Raw genomic sequence first — 17,755 nt, forward strand, 5'->3', positions numbered from 1 at the left:
CCCGAACTCCAATTCCGCCGCACGCGCCCGTCTCACTGCCGCCTTGCGCCGCCAGCGCACCAGCGGCTTCACGCTGATCGAGATGCTCGTGGTGATGGTCATCATCGGCCTGCTGGCCGGCATCGTCGGGCCGCGCCTGTTCAGCCGGGTTGACACGTCAAAGGTGCAGACCGCCAAGACGCAGATCAAGTCGCTGTCGACATCCCTGGGCATATTGCAGATTGATATCGGCATGCTGCCGACCGCCAGCGAAGGGCTGAACCTGCTGGTCGAGCCACCGGCCAATGAACCGCAGCGCTCTCTCTGGCGAGGCCCCTACCTCACCGGCAAACTCCCCCTGGACCCCTGGGGCAGGCCTTACATCTACAAGGTCCCTGGCGAAGCGGGGCAGCCCTACACCATCATGTCCCTGGGAGCCGACGGCAAGGAAGGTGGCGAAGGCATCAATGCCGATGTGTCTCTTTGAACAGGCACGCTTTCGCTCGAGCCCCTGGCCCCTAGCGGCCGCCAACACGGCCCAGGCGGGCTTCACCTTGCTGGAAATCGTCGTGGTCATGGTGCTGCTTGGCATGATCACCAGTGTCACCTTGCCAGCCATGCAGCGCTGGCATGATTCCTTGCTCGCGCAGTCGGAAGCCAGTGCCGTGGTCGAGGCATTGCAGGCCGCCGCCTTTTCCGCAGGCGCCAGCAAGCGGACGCTGCAGCTTGACGCCACCAGCTTTTCACCGGGCGATGCAATAGCACTGCGCCCCACGCCGCTGGGCCAGACGCGCGCCCAGGTCAGCCTGCCTGCCGGTTGGTCCATCTCCCGGATTTCGCCCGCCGTCTTCCGGGCGGACGGGCTTTGCGAACCCGGCCTCGTGGCGCTGAAGACCTCCCATGAAGCCCGCTTGGTGGTCAGCATCAACGGGCCGATTTGCCGGATCAACTGGGCACCTGACCCGAGCGCGCCCGCCACATCGGGCACAGGACGTCAGCGATGATCAAAGCTCGCCGTCAGGCCGGCATCAGCCTGATCGAAGTGCTGGCCGCCATGGTGATCTTCAGCACCAGCGCGGTCGTCCTGTTCGACTGGGTCAGCCAGACGGCGAGCCGGCTGGCCAGACTCAACGTCGAGCAGCAGCAGTTGTTTGGCGAACTGAGCGCGATGGAGTTCCTGCGCGGCCTGAACCCCATGTCCAACCCCAGCGGAAGCATTGGCTTGAAGGGCGTGAAACTGAGCTGGCAGTCTCAGCCGGAAGGCGTGGAAGCGCCGGTGCGCCGCGCAGCGGGCGGAACAGGCAACTACGTTGTCCAGCTCTACAAGGTCGAGGTCCTGATGGCGCATGAGCGCGCGGCACCTACGCGGCAGACGCTGTACCTCGCCGGCTGGCGACAGACCACGGAGGTCCGGCGTGACATGCCCTTCAAGTAGGCGCTCGCGCGCTCGCGGCATGACCCTGGTCGAGCTGCTGGTAGCCATGATGATTCTCGGCCTGCTGATGACCCTGGTCTCCCAGGCCGTCAATCAGGTCACCCAGATCGTCCGCGCGTCGCAGGCCTCATCCAGCGCCCTGCATGGACGCTGGGCAGCGGGTTGGTCCCTGTCGAACATGCTTGCGAACCTGACGGCCCCATTTGAAACAAACACCCCCCCGCTGACAGGCACTAGCGACCGGATCAAGGGTTTCAGCACGCTAGGCATCGATTCGCAGTCCGTTGGGGTCGCTGAGTTCGGCCTCAGCCTGACGCGCATCCAGCCGGATATCGGCGTGAGCTCGAGCACAGGGCAGCAGCCACTCACCGAATTGCGACTCGATGCAGGCGGCCGCAGCAACCAGGTCGTTGCCCGCTTTGACGGCGCCGCCGAGTTCGCCTTCGTCAACCGCGCCGGCCAGACGCTGGGGCAATGGCCGGCCGGGCCGACCGTCGGGGTCGATGCCGAGGTGCTACCCAGAGCCATGTTGATCCGCAACCCGCAAAGCGGTGAGGTGCTGATCTGGTACGGATTCCAGGGCGAGACCGCCAAGCAGGAAGGGCCGGCCAAGCCAATCTGGGAGTTCCAGAAGTGAACGCACGCAAGAGGCGCGGCTTCGCCCTGGTCATCGTGCTCTGGGTCCTGGCAGGCCTTGCCGTGATCGCCGTTTCTGTCGCCACGCTGACCCGCAATATGGCACTGAATGTGCGACTGTTGCGCGACCGCCTGTCAGCCGAACAGGCCTTCATCAGCACCAGCAGCCGGATCGCCGTTATTGCATCGACGGCCGCGCCTCAGCGCAGCTCCCTGGACAGCGAGCGTGGCCGACTGTTCGTCGACGGCCGCCTCACGCAGGTCTCGGACACGGAGTGGGTGACCCTGCAGGACACGCGCGGGCTGGTCAACCTGAATCGCCCGAATGCACAGCGCCTACTGAAACTGCTGCAGCGCTGCGGAGCCAGCGAAGCCCAGGCTCAGTCGCTGGCCGACGCGCTGGCCGACTATGTGGATGCCGATTCGCTGAAACGGATCAACGGTGCCGAGACTTTCGAATACCGAAGCCGCGACCTCGTCGCGCCCAGGAATGCCGAACTGCTCAGCCGCGACGAGCTGTGGCGGGTGTTCGGGTTCGCGGAGATCAGGCCGCGCTGGAACGCTGCCGGATGCGACAACTTCGTCACCGTCCGCGGCGACAGCTTTGCCAATCGCAACACGTCGCCCTACGAATTGCTGCTGGCCGATGGCTTGACTGAGGCCTCAGCACGGGCCTTGGTCAACGCCCGTGCCGACGGCCTGCCCAGCCTGGAAATCCAGACCGAGGGCGCGGATCCGTCCAACCCCTTCAACATCGTCGGCGGCGGGTTTGCAGGGGAAGTCCTGCGGGTTCATCACGAGAAGGCTTCGGTAGAATGGACGCTCGAGTACGAGCTGGAGCTGACACCTCAGCGCAACGGCGGCCCCTGGCGTATTCACGAATTGCGTTATCCGAGCAGATTGGCCGACAGGCCCCGCCCGGGCGCACGCATGCCCGCCGTTGATTTTCGAATTCCGGAACGTGACCGTACCAACCTAGATGCTGCATCTCGCCTACCGTTTGCGAACTGACGCCCAGGAAGGCGCGCGCCTGTCACCGCTGCCGCGCAAGACCTGGCGGCCCACGCTGATACTGTCGCGCAGCCTGTGCGTGTTCGAGTCCGTGCCCTGTACAGGGCTCGCCTGGCATGAGCGCTCGAAGTTCGCACGCACGCAGGCTGCCCGCCTGGCGCCTTTCGCGCGCTATGGCTGCAACGCTGCGGTCGTCGGCTCACAACTGATGCTCTGGTTCTGGGACGAGACCGAGGTGTCCGACGCACTCCACGCGGCAGGCCTGGGGGACAAGGATTTCAAGCGCATCGTCGAGCCACTGCTGACAAAGCCGCCTGTGAGCGACGGTGTGCACGAGGTCCAAAGCAGCGCCGGCACGGACCGTCTCACGATCTCGAACGGCGCCATCGTCGGGTCCACTTGGGCGCCGGCTCAGAAGCCAAGCTCGCCCGAGTCCGACCCGCCCCTGCAGTTGCGCCCTTGGGCAAGAGAGCTTCTGGGCGGGGCGGGCCTGGCGGGTGCCACTGCGGAACAGATCACGCGCAGCATCGATGCGCAGAAGTTCGGATCGATGCTTTGCGGCCTGGCCCTGCTTTTGACAACCACGTATGCCGCATTCCGAGGTGGCAATTACCTGGGCATGGTGCGTCAGGTGGCCGAGCTGGAAAGCCAGGCCGAAGAAGCCGACAGGAAGCTGGGCAACCTGCTGTCGCTGAGCAAGTCGAACTCGACGGATTCCCACTGGATAGACAGCTATTCCAAGCAAGGCGCGGGCATTCGCCTGGACACGCTGCTGGACAAGCTAGGGCTGGTTCTGGAGCAGAACGGCGTGGTGATCTCCGAGCTCGAGATTCGGGGCCAGGAGGTGCGGGTCGCGGCTCGCTCGGCGGGTGGTGAGATCGATCTGCCCAGACTGCTCTCGGGACTCACCGCGATACCGGGCGTCAACGACGTGCAGTTGCGCGATAACGTCGACCTGTCGCAAGCAACCTTCAACTTCCAGGCGCCCGGCTTCATGGCCCTGCTGTCCCCACCCCCCGAGGCGCGCGAGCCAGCGCGCACCCCAATCAAGTGATTTCGAGCATGCACGAATCCACCGCAACGCCGAATTCGGGGGCGGGTCTTTGGCGCCTGATCGCCCTGGCTGCAGCCATCTGCCTGTGGGTAGGCGCCGATGAGTTGCGGCTGATGACGGAACCGCTTGAACTTCAACAGCAGGCTGCCGCCGCGCGCGTGCAGCGCGGATCGGCCGTCGAGATCAGCGCGCGCAAGGAAGAGGCCAGGCTGCTGGAGGCCGCCAGGCAGCAATTGCAGGCGCGCTTGCTCAACGGTGATAGCGACCAGATGGTGCGGGCCAAGCTGGTGTACGACCTGCGCCAGAAATGTGAGCTCGCCCACCTCAGCTGCACCATCAGGCTGGCGGAGCAGACGGGCTCGGCCAATCTTTCAGCCAGCCAGCAGGGCAAGGCCGGCGACGAGCTCGCCGCGCTGGGCGTAGCAAGGGCAAGGGCCATCCTGCAAGGCAGCTTCAAGACAGACGAGGTCCAGGCTCTGTACCAGGGCTTCGCCACCGATACCAGCATGCAATGGAAGGTCAACGGGGTCGTGGTCAAGGGCAACAGCTTCGAGATGGACGTTGAACGACTGGTCATGCGGCCACCGACCAAGTCATGACCGGCACCATGAATGAAGACGCAGTGAGCGGAGACGACACCGGCGTGCAGGGCCGTTGGCTCCGCGGCTATCTCCTGGCCCTGGCGCTGGCCGCATCGGCAGCGGCGGCCGGCGGCTACCTGCTGGCGACGCGCAGCCCGACCGGCAGCGCCGAACCGGTCACGACTTCCGCGGGTTCGGCCTCCGCCCCCAAGGCGGCAGCGCGCCCCGCGCAGCCCCAGCCTGCCGGCGCTGAAGCCGCTGCGAAGGCAACCTGGCCTTTGTGGGAGTTCCGCCTGCGCGAGCCCATTGCGCCCAGGGATCCACCGTTGACCCCGCCAAGCTGGCGGCTGATCGGCGCCAGTGCAACCGGGGGCGCCTGGCGCCTCATCGTGCTGCGCGAGGGAAAGAGCGAGCCTGAGTTTTTCCGCGTCGGCGACAAACTGCCCGGCGACTACCGCATCGAAGCCATTTCCGAAGAAGATGTCACGCTCAAACGTGGCCGTCGTGAACTGGTGCTCTCCTACATTGCGTCAAGATGAAATCTCCACTTCGCCCCCTTGCCCCGAAGCGCCTGGCGGTTCCCAGCCTGCTGACGCTGCTACTCGGTGGCTGTGCGATTCAGCCCAGCAGTCTTCCGGGGCCGGTCGAGTTCAAGCACAGCCCCAAGGCCGATGGCAGCCTGAGCGCCACCAAGATTGCCGCGCAGGCCACCTCGACCGGCATTACCGCGATGCCGACGCCACCTGCCGCCGTGCCCTCGCGTGAAGAGGCCCAGCCCGCCGGCGGTACGCTCCAGGGTGACGATGAGGAGGTCTCGATTGCCATCGAGCAGACGCCGCTGCCGATGTTCCTCCAGATCTTGTACGGCAATGTGCTCAAGCGCGCCTACTCGCTGGACCCGGCCGTCACCTCGCGCACGGACCCGGTCACCTTCAAGACATCCCGGCCGTTGACCAAGCGCCGCATGCTCAGCGTTGCCACCAGCCTGTTGCGCACCTATGGCCTCAGCGTGGTCGACTTCGACGGGCTGATTCGCGTCACGCCCGAAGCCAACGCGAGCAATCCGTCCACGCGCGTCCAACTGGGCAAATCGGTGCCGGAAGGCTCGGACCCGTTCCGACCCGCGTTCCAGTACGTCGAGCTCGATACCGTCCGCCCCGCGGAGATGTCGCAGTGGCTGCGCCAGATCCTCGGCACCAAGGTGACCCTGCAGGAGGACGTTGCGCGCAATGCCTTCCTGCTGTCGGGCACGCAGGCCGACCTGCGCACCGCACTGGATCTGATCGAGTCATTCGATCAGCCGCGCATGCGTGGCCGGATAGCGCGCCGCATCACCCCTGCCTATGCCAGCGCCACCGACCTGTCCAACCGGCTGGTTGAGGTGCTCACAGCCCAAGGCTACGCGGTGACCAACAGCGGCAGCACGGGCAGCGCTGCGGTCGTCGTGATGCCGATACCGGCCATATCGAGCGTGCTCGTCTTCGCCGGCTCCAACGCCGTGATGACTCACGTCGAGCAGTGGGCCAAGGAGCTGGATCGCGCACCGACCGGCGCCAGTTCCAATGCCTTGTTCACCTACCCCGTCAAGTACGCCGACGCGCAGGAGCTTGCCAAGACGCTGGGCGAATTGCTGGGCGGTAGCAGCGCCCAGGCCACCGGCACCGCAGGGGCGGCCACGCAGCGAGCCTATGGACGTGTGGTCGTGAACAACGCGACCAACACCCTGATCTTCAAGGGCAGCACGGCCGAGGAGCAGCAGCAGATCAAGGACCTGCTGCGCGACCTCGACCGGCCGACCAAGTCCGCGATGATCGAGGTCGTGGTCGCCGAAGTTCAGCGTGGCGCCCTGGAAAGCCTCGGCGTGCAATGGACCTTGAACAAGTCTGGGGTGGGCGTGCCCACGCAATCGGCAAAGATTGGTGGCAACGGTCTCAATCTCGCCTACATCAACGGCGCCGGGCAGGTTCTCGGAGCACTGGACGCCCTGGCTACCAATTCTCAGGCGCGCATTCTTTCCAACCCCAAGGTGCTGGCACGCAACGGCGAGACGGCCACCATCCAGGTCGGCAACGAGGTGCCCATCATCACCAGTCAGCAGACGACCGGTGTGACCAGCGGCTTCCCTGGGGCGGGCAGTTCTCAGCAGGTCGGCGTGCTGAACCAGGTGCAATACAAGCAGACCGGCGTGATCCTCAAGGTGCGCCCGGTCATCAATTCCGGCAACCGGCTGGACCTCGAGGTGTCGCAGGAAGTCAGCTCGGCGGCCACGACGCAGACCGGCGTCTCCGCATCGCCAACGATCTCCACCCGGCGCATCGAGACCAAGCTCTCCCTGCGTGACGGCTCCACCGTGTTGCTGGGAGGCCTGATCTCCAAGGACGAAAGCGACTCGACCTCCGGCGTGCCGCTGCTCAAGGACATCCCGGGCATCGGTGCCCTGTTTCGCTCGCAGAGCGCGAACGCCAAGCAGACCGAGCTGCTGGTCATGATCACGCCCTATGTCGTCAATGATGACTACGAGGCGGAGGAAATCACGCAGGCGATTCAAGCCACCTTCGGCGATTGGGCCAAGGACCTGAAGACGGCGCGGGTTGCCAAGGAACCCATTGCTGCACCGTCGGCCTCGGAAGCGCGCGACAGCACCCCGGCGCAGCCGCAGCAGGCCCAGCCCGCCAAGCCAGCGCAGGAGCCTGCGCCAGGAAAGAAGCCCGGTACGGCGCCGGGCCCGGTCGACGATGGCGTGATCACCAGCCGTCCCACGCAGACCCTGCCCGCTACGCCAACGCCGGGCAGCAGCGGCAGCACCGAAGCTGGCAAGCCCCAGGACAAACCTGGGACCGAAGCGCCTGCGGCTGCTGGCAAGCCACTCCCGGCCGGGGCGAGTGGCAAGGTAGTCACGGACCCCAAGGTCCTTGAAGAGATCCAGAAGCTGCTGGGCAAGCCCAAGCAATAGCCGTTCGGAACCGGCGCCCCTCTTCGGCTGCCGTGCTGCCCATGCAAGGATCTGCTGTGAAGCATCGCCCCGAAATCGATGGCCTGCGGGCCATTGCCGTGCTTGCCGTGCTGCTGTTCCACGCCGATGTTCCCGGCTTCACCGGCGGCTTCCTGGGCGTGGACGTGTTCTTCGTGATCAGTGGCTACCTGATCACGGGCATGATCCTGGCCGACCAGTCGGGCGGCGTTTTCGGGCTTGGCAGCTTCTATGCGCGCCGCTTGCGCCGTCTGTTGCCCGGGCTGCTGCTGGTCGTGATGGCCACCACCCTGTTCGCCTGCCTCTGGCTGACACCGGGCGAGCTGCGCGCCTACTGGGCCTCGATGCTCGCGGTGCTGGGCTTCTGCTCCAACCTCTGGTTCTGGCGGCAGACCGACTATTTCTCGCAGGGCGGCGAGGTACTGCCGCTGCTGCACACCTGGAGCCTGGGTGTCGAGGAGCAGTTCTACCTCCTGTTCCCCCTGCTGCTGATCGGCACCGCCTCGTGGGCCAGGTCAAGGCGCCTGCTGTTGCTGTCGCTCATTGCCGGCGGCTCACTCGCGCTGTCGGTTGTGGGCTGGACAGCCAAGCCCGTGCCGACCTTCTACCTGCTGCCAACGCGGGCCTGGGAGTTGATGGCAGGCGCCCTGGTGGCCGTTGCCCTGTCAGGAACGGGCACACCAGGTGAGTGGCGGCTACGCATGATGCGTATTGCGCCGATCGGAGCGGCAGTCGGCCTGCTGCTCATCGTGGCAACGCTGGTTCTTTACAACGCCGAAGCCCACCGGCCACTGCCCTTCATGCTGCTGTCCGTGCTCGGGGCCAGCTTGCTGCTGCTGTGCGCGGCTCCGGGGCAAGCAACGAGCCGCCTTCTGTCGATACGGCCGCTGACATCGCTGGGCGCGGCCTCCTACGGCATCTACCTGTGGCATCAACCCATCCTGAGCCTGGGCCATGTTCGGTTCGACCAGGCCGAGCTGGCCTGGCCCCTCACCCTGCTGCTTTTGACGGCTGCCGTCGGCCTGGGCTTGGTGACGACACGCTGGGTTGAAATGCCTGTCCGGCGCGCTGCCTGGACGCCGCAGCGGACATTCCGGATTGCAGCCCTCGTCAGCGTGCCCCTGCTCATTGCCGCCACGCTTGGCTACCTCAACCACGGATTGATGCGCCCGGCCACCCCGGCACAGAAGGCCTTGCTCCAGTTCGAATTCGACTACCGCTCGGCCTACCGCCTTGGCAGCTGCTTCCTGGACCCTCAGGACCCGAGTTCCCGCATGGGCCGATGCATCGCCGAGGGCAAGGGTCAAGACCGATGGCTGCTGTGGGGAGATTCGCATGCCGCCCACCTCTGGCCCGGCCTGCAAGCTCGCAGCGAGCAATGGGCGGAGCTGCTGCAGATCACGACCGCAGGATGCCCGCCGGTCCTCAACTACCGCAGCGCGCAACACCCGGATTGCGCCGCAGCGAATGCCCACCTGCTGCAGCGCATCGAGCAGTTCGCTCCGCAGCGGGTTCTGCTGGCGGCCGACTGGCGCCGGCATCCAAGAATTCAACTGACGCAAACGGTGGCCCGCTTGCGCGCCCTGGGCGTGAGACAGATCGTCCTCGTGGGCCCCGTACCGTATTGGCCAGGTGGACTTCCCGGACTCGCAGCCGCCACGCTTGATTCGCGAGGCGAAGCAGCCAGCCGCATCCCGCTTGGACGGGATGCCAGTGTGATGACAGCGGAGCGGCTCATGAAGAGCCAGGCCCGACAACTGGGTCTGAGCTATTTTTCAGCGCTGGACGCACTCTGCAATTCGGAGGGCTGCCTCAGCGTCATCGGTGAAGACGGCGCGACCCTGCCGACCAGTTGGGACAGCGCTCACCTTACGGGGCCGGCCTCTGTAGTACTGGTCAAGGCGCTGATCGATTCGGAGGCCGGGCGTCAGGCCGGCAGGTAGGGCCTCGCCTGATCGGACGCAGCGGCCCAAGCCTCAAAGCAGTTCGCGATACAGGTCGATCGTGCCGTCGCGCATGGCCTCAACGCCGAACTCGGCGCGCACCCATTCGCGTGCGGCCTGACCCATTCGCAACCGCATGCCGTCGTCACGCAGCAGCTGAGCGAGTGCATCACTGAGTGCCCGCTCGTCTCGCGGCGGGCTGACCAGGCTGGTCACTCCATCGCGGTTGAGATAGTTGACGCCATTGCCCAGCTCACAAACCACCGTCGGCTTGCCGAAGGCCATGGCTTCCGCGCTGGCGATGCCAAAGGCCTCGGACTGCTCGATCGAGGGCAGGCAGAAGACGTCGCAAAGGGTCAGTGCCGCGACCAAGGCCGGTTGCTTCACCTCACCCAGGAACTTGACACGCCCGGAAAGCCCGCGCTGTTCCGCATAACGAACCAGCTCCCCGGTCAGCGGCCCCGCGCCCACCATCAGCAGGGCGACGTCGCTGGGCAGGCGTGCCAGCGCTCCCAGAAGGTACTGGTAGCCCTTGTAGTAGACGTGGCGGCCAACGCTGAGGACCACCGCGCGGCCATTGATCCATTGCTTCAACGATGCCATCGCTTCAGCGTCGGGCGCCACAGCGTCGAGCTTGGAGAAGTCGATGCCGATGGGTACCGTCCGAACCTTGCGGCGCAGTTCCTCGCTCCTGAGTTGCTGCGAGCTGTCGTAATGCTTGGGAGTGAACACCACGATGCGATCGGCACGACGCAAGGCATGCTGCTGAATAGGTCCATAGAGCTTCAGCAATGCACGCTGGCGCACGATGTCGCTGTGCCATGTGATGACCACCGGCGTGCTCTTTGGCGCCCGGATCGCCGCAAGATCGCCCCAGGGATTGGGTGCATGCACGTGCAGGAGGTTGGAGCGCCCGGACTCGAGTTCAGTGCGAACAACCCCCAGGATGCCAGGGCAGATTGGCACCGACGCCAGCATGGCGTAGTAGGGCACCGGGATGACCTTGTAGGCCGTGGGCTCAGACGGACGCCCCATGCCCGCGCTCGGCTCACTCGCGACCAGGGTGGCCTGCGACTGCCCGCTGATCGAATCCAGCAGGGTGTCGACATGAGTCTCCATGCCAGCGTAGGGCGGAGGAACAAACTTGCCGACGTGCAGAGGCCGAATTGAAAAGGACATGAAGGGTTTCAGGGGCAAGCGGACATTGTATGTGGCCGTTCCGGCTGCCTTCCGGTCCGGCCGCAGGCCTGCGTTCGGGGGTTAGCGCTTCTCGCGATGCTCGTAGCTCTGGGCAACACCCAGCAGCACGCTGGCGAAATGAGACTCCCGCGTGAGAACGGCCGCGTAGCGCAGAAGCATCAGGGTTCGCTCCGGGCCGAACAGCCGCGCCAGCAAGCGCACCGACCGGTCCACCCATCGCTGGCGTCCCGCCTGGCGATGCAGGTTGCGGGTATTCACGACCTCGGGCTTGCCTGCATCGCCCCGATGCGCGATGCCGCTGGCACGCAAGCGACGCTGGAACTCACTGGCAGTACGGAAGGGCTGGGCCTCGCCCTGCCCCACGCTGCACAGTAGCGCGCGGCGCATCGTGGGGCTGATCGGCGTACCGTCGTCTAGGCAGGCAAAGCTGTAGGGGTGCTGGCGCAACTGCGCATGCCCGGCGGCCAGCAGCGCCTCGCAATAACCGCCCACCAGCTCCGCGAGCGGCGTTCCGGCCACCAGATCAAATCGATCCTGATGCCTGGACAGATGCTCAGGCTGTGCGGCATCGACGCCGCTGAAATGGAAAAAGACCAGCGGGCGGCCATTCACCAGAACGCCCGAGGCGGCCCGAGCCAGTTGCCGCTCGTGAAGATTCCAGTAGGCGACGTTGCAGCCAGGGTGGCGCAGTATCCGCGTCGCCTCGAACAGTGCGGGCATCAGGTCCGCCCACTTCTGGTCCACGAAGGTGCCGAAGCCCGGATCGTTGAAGCCCAAACCCAGGCATCGGGCCTCCCACCAGTCGAGCATGGCTGAGGTCTGCTCATGTTTGGCCAGGCCAATGAAGCCGAGATTGAATACCCCGTTGCGAAGGAAATCGACTTCCGAGGGGCGACGTCCATCCAGCAAGGGGCTGAGGATGTGCGGCGTGAGCACGATGGCTGCTCCGTCAAGCGCCTCCCGAACGGGGCCAAGATCGCCGTAGAGCCGGATGTCGGGATCGAGGTAGACGACCCGGTCAAACCCCTGGGAGAACACCCGCTTGAGGAAGCTGGGCTTGAGCGCCGTGCTCAGCTCCAGGATGTCGTACTTGTAGGCGAGGCGTTCCAGATCTGGCAGGCCCAGTTCGTCCACGAAGACCACCGACAGATTCAGCGACGCGGCCAGCGCGCGCAGGCCCGGGCTGGCCCGCTCGACCACGAGAACCTGGAACTGCCAAGCCTCGTCGTGCTGCCTGAGCGAGGCAGCCAGAACCGCTGCATAGGCCAGGTAGTTGCCGGCGACCACGGTGACACAGCAGGATGTCGTCATGCCCGAACCGCCAGGAAGTTGTAGGCATAGGCCGCCAGATCGCTGGCCGCGCCCAGGCTGAGCCGCTGAAGCCACCGGGACTTGCTGCCACCAAACTCCGGGGCCGTGCGCAACAGCCGCAGGCCCTGCGCCGTCAGGAAGCGCTCGGCACTGCGCCGGGTGAAGAAGCGCAGGTGCGTCTGGTCCAGGATGCCTGAGGCCTGATAGCGGAACTCCCCCTTCAGAGCCAGCGGCAACAGGACCGAGATGTGCCGAACGTTGGGCAGCGCGATCAGCAGCCGGCCGCCCGGCGCCAACCAGCGCTGCGCCCGCTCAAGTACCAACTCAGGCTGCGCGAAATGCTCGAGCACATGGCTGAGTATCACCAGGTCAAAGCCGCCTTCATCAAGCGAGAGCCGCTCATCCAGAACGTTGGACTGCAACACAAGATCGATCGCGCCCGAGGCCTGCGCAATCTGCGCTGCATCGGGGCGCAACTCCAGGCCCGTCATGGTGCAGTCGGGCCAGCGCCGCTTCAGCTCCACCAGATTGGCACCTGCGCCACAGCCGATTTCGAGCGCCCGAAGCGGCCCGTGTTCCCCCAACAGATCCAGCAACTCGAGCCGGGCTGTCTGGTAGTAGCCGTCAAAGGCCTCTGATTGCGGGGCAATGGATGAATTGATCATGGATTCTGATGGCCTCGCAGGGGTTCCATCGACAGGGTGCGCAGCAGTCGAGCCGGACTGCCAGCCAGCACACTGCCTGCAGGAAAGGAGCGGGTCACCACGGCCTGCGCCCCGACCACACAGCCCTCCCCCAAGGTGACGCCAGGCAATACGCAGGCTCTGAAACCGATGAAGCATCTCGGCCCGATGTGAACCGCCCCCCGCTCGACGAGCGGCCGCTCGACCAGAGGGCTGGTCCCCGCCGTCATGACGTCGTGGAAGTGGTCGGAAATGTACACACCTTCGCTGAGGAGGCAGCCTTCGCCAATGCTGATGTCATTCACGGCCGTGATGGTCACATGCCGCCCTATCGCGACGTCGCGCGCAATCGCGATGCGGGGCCGGAAACGCTGCGCTCCGTAGCAATGGATGGCCTCGATCCAGCCGTGACTGTCGACCCGGACGCGGTCGCCGAAGCTGATGCCGGTACGACCGCGCAAGCGGCGGGGGAAATTCATGCGCGCCGCCTCGCCGCAGGACGCCAGTCCCCGGGGCCTTGATAGCAAGCTGCGGCCCACGCCAAGTACCCACTTAAGCATGCCTCGACATCCCCTTTCCTGCCGCCATGGCAAAGCCCGCATGGACCAGCAGCAACATGAGATTGCTGGCCAGATATCCCGACACGAATGCTCCCGCACCCCAAAGCTGCGCTGCTCCCGCCGCCAGCACGGGCGCCAGGCAGCCCGCAGGCGCAGCGAACCAGACGAAGGACTTTCGACCTCGCGCCAGCAAGACCTGACCCAGGCAGACGGTCAAGCTGGCCGCATAGCTGCACACGAACAGCACCCCGCACACCCAGATCGCATTCAGCTCGTCAGCCGGTTCAGACACACGCTCAAGCCACGCAATGGCAGCCGCCAGCATGAGGATCATGGGGAACAACAACAGCCCGGCGATCTGCCGGATCTCGGCCAGGCAGGCGGCCCAGCCAGCATCGAGAGCACTCCAGAACGGAAAGCGCAGCTGACACCAGAGGCCGACCACGGCCACCGGCACATAGAAGGCCCGCGACACCACCACGTAGCGCAGTTGCTCCTCAGGCTGCAGCAGATGTGATCCAACCAGCACATCCGACCCCATGTTGAGGTAGCCCGCCAAGGCCAGCAGCAGCAGGCCCGCAGCCTCCCGTCTTCCAGCCAGGCTGACCGCCCCCCCGGAATCCAGCCGCCCCTGCAAAGCGCGGTTTGAGGCCCACAGCAGCCAGGCCTGCACACACAGATAGCCCAGGCCGAACAACAGGACCGACGGACGGCACCAGGCCACCAAGCCAATCAATATCAGGCCGGAAACGCTGGCGGTCAGCAGCAATTGCTTGTCGCGACCGGTCTCACGCAGGCCGTTCAACGCCATGAAGTTGTTGAAGGCGAGCAGGCGAAGATGCTGGCCGAGGAACAGCAGCAGCAATGCCAACCCGCCGTGCTGACCCAGGTGTTCCAGCGGATCGGCGCCCAAGGCCAGAAACAGCAACTGTGCGGCCAGGAGCAAACCCATTCCCGCAAGCGCCAGACGGCGGCGCAACTGGTACCAATTGGCAGGCAGCAAGCCGCCCTGGACACCGGCGCCCAGTCGCGCAGAAATGCCGCGGACAACAGCGGGCCCGTGAGCGGCACATGCCAGCGCGATGAGCGCAGTGCTGCTGGCCAGCACGATCCAGGCAGCGGCAGCATCCGGGCCCAGCACGAGCCTGAACAGCGAGGGCAGGAGCAAGCCTTGAACGGCCTCCAGGAAGAACAGTAGCAGTCCCCATATCATGCCGGAGCGGGTACTGCTGATGCGCGCTGCAACAATCGTCATGGGTTGTATGGCAGCCGCGCTGACGGACCGCCGAAAGCCGGCCTGTTCCCCCGGGGGAGCAGGGGCTGGAGTTTGTTCGTCTGCTGCGCTGCGGCATCTGAGCGAACCGCGACACCAACGACGACCCGCATTCTATGGGCACCAGGGCCGCCACCTGAGCCCGCTGCAACGATGGCCGACATCATCTACATCAACGGAAAATTCACTGCGCAGCAGATGACGGGCGTGCAGCGTGCCGCCCTGAATCTGGTCCTGGCACTGGATCAGCTGCTTCACCTGGAGCAACCAGCGCAACGGTGGGTGCTGCTGGTACCGCACGGGAGCCCGAACCTGCCCGCCCTGCGTTTCATCGAGTTGCGCCGACTGGGTGGGCCACTCGTGCGCAGCCTGCATGCCTGGGAGCAGGTAGCGCTGCCCTGGGCCGCACGCGACGGTCGACTGCTGAGCCTCGCAGGATCGGCACCCTGCTTCGGCAGGCGGCAGGTCTGCATGCTGCACGACGCTGCGGTGTTCGACCACCCGGAGGCCTATACACGGGCCTTTGCCACCTGGTACCGATTTCTGTTTCGTCGGTTGAGCAGAAAGGCCCACGGCCTGCTCACCCCTTCTGCGTTCTCAGCCGCACGGCTGAGCGAACGGCTGGGGCAAGCTCGATTCGAGGTCGTTCCCGGGAGCGGTGAGCACATCCTGGGCTTCAGTGCAGACGACAGGCTCGTCGCACGGCTCGGCTTGCTCGGGCGCCCCTTCTTCCTGGCGGTAGCCAGTGCAAACCCCACGAAGAACCTGTCGCGCCTGCTACGCGCGCACGCGGCCTGGCGTGGCAGGGATCAAGTCCCGCTGGTGCTGGTTGGCGGAAGCAACTCGCTGGTCTTCCGATCGAGCGAAGCGGAGGCCGACGAACCGGGCCTCTTGCGTTGCGGTCCGGTCTCCGACGAGGAGCTCAGAAGCCTGTACCAGCACGCCACGGCACTGGTGTTTCCTTCACTCTACGAGGGCTTCGGCATTCCACCGCTTGAGGCCATGCATTGCGGCTGCCCGGTGATGGCATCCAACAGCGCCGCCTTGCCCGAGGTCTGCGGCGCCGCTGCCATGCTCGTCGACCCGCTTGATGAGGTATCGATTCGCAACGCCATGGAATCACTCTGTTCAGACCCTGGGCTACCCGCTCGTCTGCGCAGCGCCGGCCTGGCCCGCGCCGGTCGCTTTTCCTGGCAAGGCAGCGCGAAGAAGCTGCGGCAAATGCTGTCGCCTACCTCGGCGAGCTGAACTCGGGCACCACCACACACAACAGGTCGCGCACCCGGGCGTCCTCGATGCCTCCTGCATCGGCGGCGGCCCGTGTCACTCCAGACAGCCAGTCCAGCACCGGCACACCGACTGCGTGCTGGTCCAGGCGCGCAATGCTGAGGCGGGGAATCGAGGTGGGCACGCTGGTATCGCTGTCGGCCAGCAACTCCTCATAGAGCTTCTCGCCGGGCCGCAGACCGCTGAAGACGATGCGGATCTCGTCCAGCCCGTGACCCGACAGCCTGATCATGTCCCGCGCCAGGTCGACGATCTTCACCGGCTCGCCCATGTCCAGCACATAGACCTGGCCGCTCTCGCCCAAAGCAGCCGCCTGCACCACCAGGCGCGCCGCCTCGGGGATGGTCATGAAGTAGCGGGTGATGTCGGGATGGGTCACGGTCACCGGCCCTCCCTTGGCGATCTGTTCCTTGAACTTCGGGATCACGCTGCCGCTGGAGCCCAGCACGTTGCCAAAGCGCACCGCCATGAAGCGGGTCTTGTGGCCCTGGCGCGCCAGCTGGCTGATCACCAGCTCGGCCGCGCGCTTGGTGGCGCCCATCACATTGGTCGGGTTGACCGCCTTGTCGGTGCTGATCAGCACGAAGCGCTCGGCATCCGCCTCGGCCGCCGCCAGCGCCGCGTGATACGTGCCCAGTGTGTTGTTTCGCAGTGCGGCCCAGGCGTTGTCCTGCTCCATCAGCGGCACATGCTTGTAGGCCGCAGCATGGAAGACGATCTGCGGCCGCTGGCGCTTGAAGGTCAGGCGCAGATGGTCCAGGTCCTTGACGTCGCCGACCAGGCGCGTGAGCGAGATCAGCGGGAAGCTTTGCGAGAGCTCCTGCTCTATCGTGTAGAGCGCGAACTCGCTCAGCTCGTACAGCACGATACGGGCCGGCCCGAAGCGCGCCACCTGCCGGCACAGCTCGCCGCCTATGCTGCCGCCGGCGCCGGTGATCAGGACCACCTTGCCCGAGATGGCCTCGCTGATGCCGGCCTCGTCCAGCTGCACCGGCTCGCGGCCGAGCAAATCCTCGGGCTCGATGTCGCGCAGTTGCTCGGGCTTGCTGCCCTGGCGCAGCTCGACGCTGCTGGGCACGGTCAGCACATGCAGGCCGGTGCGCCCTGCGAGATCCAGCGCTCGGCGCCGCTGAGCCAGTTCGGCACCCGGCATGGCAACGACCACGTGGGTGATGCCATGGCGCTCGGCCAGCGCCTGCACCTCATCGAGCCGGCCCAGCACCGGAATGCCGCCGACGCGCATGCCCCGCTTGGCGGCGTCATCGTCCAGCAGGCCCACCACCACCCAGCCCTGGTGCTGGATGCCCGCCACCAGCAGGCGGCCGGCATCGCCAGCGCCCATCACCAGGGCACGGCGGGTCTCGGTAGCGCTGCCGCTGATGCGGCCACGCATGTGTTCGTAGAGCATGCGGTAGCCGAGCCGCATCATCGCCAGGCCAATGGCGCAGAACAGCGGATGCAAGGCCAGCACCGAGCGCGGCACGGCGCGCAGCTCCAGCATCTGCACGGCCGCGGCACCCAGGCCGCCCGCAATGGCGCAGGCCAGCAGCAATCGCTTGACCTCGCCGAAGCCGCTGAACCGCCACATGCCCTTGGGCACGCGCAGACTCCACAGCACGATCACATAGAGCAGGACCAGGGCCGCCAGCACGCGCGCGTCATAGCCGGGGCGGGCCGACAGCCAGCGCTCGAAGCCGAGGCGGAACAGATAGGTGGCCTGCCAGGCCAGCGCGATCACCGCCGCGTCCAGTAGCAGCGACAGCGGCTCTCGCCAGCGGCGGATGCGGGTCAGGAAGGCGTCGAGGGAGAGCCAGAACATGGGTTGCTTCTT

General features: G+C 65.8%; 17 protein-coding genes. 11 read left to right on the top strand and 6 right to left on the bottom strand.

Going from position 1 to position 17,755, the window contains the following annotated elements; all coding sequences use genetic code 11:
• Window positions 1-43 precede the first annotated feature (43 nt).
• The 10 genes from gspG (at window position 44) to J7U46_RS05650 (ending at window position 9,610) form a co-directional block, all read left to right on the top strand.
• Entirely contained in the window at window positions 44-466 is a 423-nt protein-coding gene (gene gspG / locus J7U46_RS05605; RefSeq protein ID WP_282823833.1) for a type II secretion system major pseudopilin GspG, read from the top strand.
• Entirely contained in the window at window positions 453-983 is a 531-nt protein-coding gene (locus J7U46_RS05610) for a type II secretion system protein (RefSeq protein WP_282824992.1), read from the top strand. Before gspG ends, J7U46_RS05610 begins: the two co-directional genes overlap by 14 nt.
• Window positions 980-1,414 (top strand): type II secretion system protein, encoded by a 435-nt coding sequence (locus tag J7U46_RS05615; protein ID WP_282823834.1) that lies wholly within the window; start codon window positions 980-982, stop codon window positions 1,412-1,414. Before J7U46_RS05610 ends, J7U46_RS05615 begins: the two co-directional genes overlap by 4 nt.
• Complete coding sequence (locus tag J7U46_RS05620) at window positions 1,326-2,051, top strand: type II secretion system protein (RefSeq protein WP_282823835.1); 726 nt, start codon at window positions 1,326-1,328, stop codon at window positions 2,049-2,051. The genes J7U46_RS05615 and J7U46_RS05620 overlap by 89 nt, the downstream gene beginning before the upstream one ends.
• The gene (locus J7U46_RS05625) at window positions 2,048-3,061 is read left to right on the top strand and encodes a type II secretion system protein GspK (protein ID WP_282823836.1); all 1,014 of its coding nucleotides are present in this window, start codon (window positions 2,048-2,050) and stop codon (window positions 3,059-3,061) included. Before J7U46_RS05620 ends, J7U46_RS05625 begins: the two co-directional genes overlap by 4 nt.
• The gene (locus J7U46_RS05630) at window positions 3,030-4,115 is read left to right on the top strand and encodes a hypothetical protein (protein WP_282823837.1); all 1,086 of its coding nucleotides are present in this window, start codon (window positions 3,030-3,032) and stop codon (window positions 4,113-4,115) included. Before J7U46_RS05625 ends, J7U46_RS05630 begins: the two co-directional genes overlap by 32 nt.
• A gap of 113 nt (window positions 4,116-4,228) precedes the next feature.
• Window positions 4,229-4,714, top strand: a complete 486-nt coding sequence (locus J7U46_RS05635) for a hypothetical protein (RefSeq protein ID WP_282823838.1) — start codon at window positions 4,229-4,231, stop codon at window positions 4,712-4,714.
• Entirely contained in the window at window positions 4,711-5,235 is a 525-nt protein-coding gene (locus J7U46_RS05640; RefSeq protein ID WP_282823839.1) for a hypothetical protein, read from the top strand. Before J7U46_RS05635 ends, J7U46_RS05640 begins: the two co-directional genes overlap by 4 nt.
• The gene (locus J7U46_RS05645) at window positions 5,232-7,649 is read left to right on the top strand and encodes a secretin N-terminal domain-containing protein (RefSeq protein ID WP_282823840.1); all 2,418 of its coding nucleotides are present in this window, start codon (window positions 5,232-5,234) and stop codon (window positions 7,647-7,649) included. Before J7U46_RS05640 ends, J7U46_RS05645 begins: the two co-directional genes overlap by 4 nt.
• A gap of 56 nt (window positions 7,650-7,705) precedes the next feature.
• Window positions 7,706-9,610, top strand: a complete 1,905-nt coding sequence (locus J7U46_RS05650) for an acyltransferase family protein (protein WP_282823841.1) — start codon at window positions 7,706-7,708, stop codon at window positions 9,608-9,610.
• A 33-nt stretch (window positions 9,611-9,643) separates the two neighbouring features.
• Here the strand turns inward: J7U46_RS05650 and J7U46_RS05655 are convergent, their stop codons facing one another.
• The 5 genes from J7U46_RS05655 to J7U46_RS05675 form a co-directional block, all read right to left on the bottom strand.
• Window positions 9,644-10,807 carry a glycosyltransferase gene (locus tag J7U46_RS05655; protein WP_282823842.1) on the bottom strand — a complete coding sequence of 388 codons (1,164 nt, stop codon included), beginning with the start codon at window positions 10,805-10,807 and terminating at the stop codon, window positions 9,644-9,646.
• A gap of 63 nt (window positions 10,808-10,870) precedes the next feature.
• Entirely contained in the window at window positions 10,871-12,121 is a 1,251-nt protein-coding gene (locus J7U46_RS05660; RefSeq protein ID WP_282823843.1) for a hypothetical protein, read from the bottom strand.
• A complete protein-coding gene (locus tag J7U46_RS05665; RefSeq protein WP_282823844.1) occupies window positions 12,118-12,786 on the bottom strand; it encodes a class I SAM-dependent methyltransferase in 669 nt (222 codons plus the stop codon). Before J7U46_RS05665 ends, J7U46_RS05660 begins: the two co-directional genes overlap by 4 nt.
• Window positions 12,783-13,283 carry an acyltransferase gene (locus J7U46_RS05670; RefSeq protein ID WP_282823845.1) on the bottom strand — a complete coding sequence of 167 codons (501 nt, stop codon included), beginning with the start codon at window positions 13,281-13,283 and terminating at the stop codon, window positions 12,783-12,785. The genes J7U46_RS05665 and J7U46_RS05670 overlap by 4 nt, the downstream gene beginning before the upstream one ends.
• Window positions 13,284-13,356: 73 nt before the next feature.
• Entirely contained in the window at window positions 13,357-14,619 is a 1,263-nt protein-coding gene (locus J7U46_RS05675; RefSeq protein ID WP_282823846.1) for a hypothetical protein, read from the bottom strand.
• A 171-nt stretch (window positions 14,620-14,790) separates the two neighbouring features.
• Between J7U46_RS05675 and J7U46_RS05680 the strand changes: the two genes are divergently transcribed.
• Window positions 14,791-15,885 carry a glycosyltransferase family 1 protein gene (locus tag J7U46_RS05680; protein WP_282823847.1) on the top strand — a complete coding sequence of 365 codons (1,095 nt, stop codon included), beginning with the start codon at window positions 14,791-14,793 and terminating at the stop codon, window positions 15,883-15,885.
• On the opposite strand, the gene J7U46_RS05685 is transcribed toward J7U46_RS05680, so the two are convergent.
• Window positions 15,869-17,743 carry a nucleoside-diphosphate sugar epimerase/dehydratase gene (locus J7U46_RS05685; RefSeq protein ID WP_282823848.1) on the bottom strand — a complete coding sequence of 625 codons (1,875 nt, stop codon included), beginning with the start codon at window positions 17,741-17,743 and terminating at the stop codon, window positions 15,869-15,871. The two genes, J7U46_RS05680 and J7U46_RS05685, sit on opposite strands and share 17 nt — an antisense overlap.
• Window positions 17,744-17,755 lie beyond the last annotated feature (12 nt).

This window comes from Pelomonas sp. V22, from assembly GCF_030014915.1.
Classification (GTDB): domain Bacteria; phylum Pseudomonadota; class Gammaproteobacteria; order Burkholderiales; family Burkholderiaceae_C; genus JAUASW01.

Excerpts from the sequence above, each read along its gene's own strand:
- J7U46_RS05610 (WP_282824992.1), top strand. The coding sequence starts at position 453 with ATGTGTCTCTTTGAACAGGCACGCTTTCGCTCGAGCCCCTGGCCCCTA.
- J7U46_RS05615 (WP_282823834.1), top strand. The coding sequence starts at position 980 with ATGATCAAAGCTCGCCGTCAGGCCGGCATCAGCCTGATCGAAGTGCTG.
- J7U46_RS05620 (WP_282823835.1), top strand. The coding sequence starts at position 1,326 with ATGAGCGCGCGGCACCTACGCGGCAGACGCTGTACCTCGCCGGCTGGC.
- J7U46_RS05630 (WP_282823837.1), top strand. The coding sequence starts at position 3,030 with ATGCTGCATCTCGCCTACCGTTTGCGAACTGACGCCCAGGAAGGCGCG.
- J7U46_RS05635 (WP_282823838.1), top strand. The coding sequence starts at position 4,229 with ATGACGGAACCGCTTGAACTTCAACAGCAGGCTGCCGCCGCGCGCGTG.
- J7U46_RS05640 (WP_282823839.1), top strand. The coding sequence starts at position 4,711 with ATGACCGGCACCATGAATGAAGACGCAGTGAGCGGAGACGACACCGGC.
- J7U46_RS05645 (WP_282823840.1), top strand. The coding sequence starts at position 5,232 with ATGAAATCTCCACTTCGCCCCCTTGCCCCGAAGCGCCTGGCGGTTCCC.
- J7U46_RS05660 (WP_282823843.1), bottom strand. The coding sequence starts at position 12,121 with ATGACGACATCCTGCTGTGTCACCGTGGTCGCCGGCAACTACCTGGCC.
- J7U46_RS05665 (WP_282823844.1), bottom strand. The coding sequence starts at position 12,786 with ATGATCAATTCATCCATTGCCCCGCAATCAGAGGCCTTTGACGGCTAC.
- J7U46_RS05670 (WP_282823845.1), bottom strand. The coding sequence starts at position 13,283 with ATGAATTTCCCCCGCCGCTTGCGCGGTCGTACCGGCATCAGCTTCGGC.
- J7U46_RS05675 (WP_282823846.1), bottom strand. The coding sequence starts at position 14,619 with ATGACGATTGTTGCAGCGCGCATCAGCAGTACCCGCTCCGGCATGATA.
- J7U46_RS05680 (WP_282823847.1), top strand. The coding sequence starts at position 14,791 with ATGGCCGACATCATCTACATCAACGGAAAATTCACTGCGCAGCAGATG.
- J7U46_RS05685 (WP_282823848.1), bottom strand. The coding sequence starts at position 17,743 with ATGTTCTGGCTCTCCCTCGACGCCTTCCTGACCCGCATCCGCCGCTGG.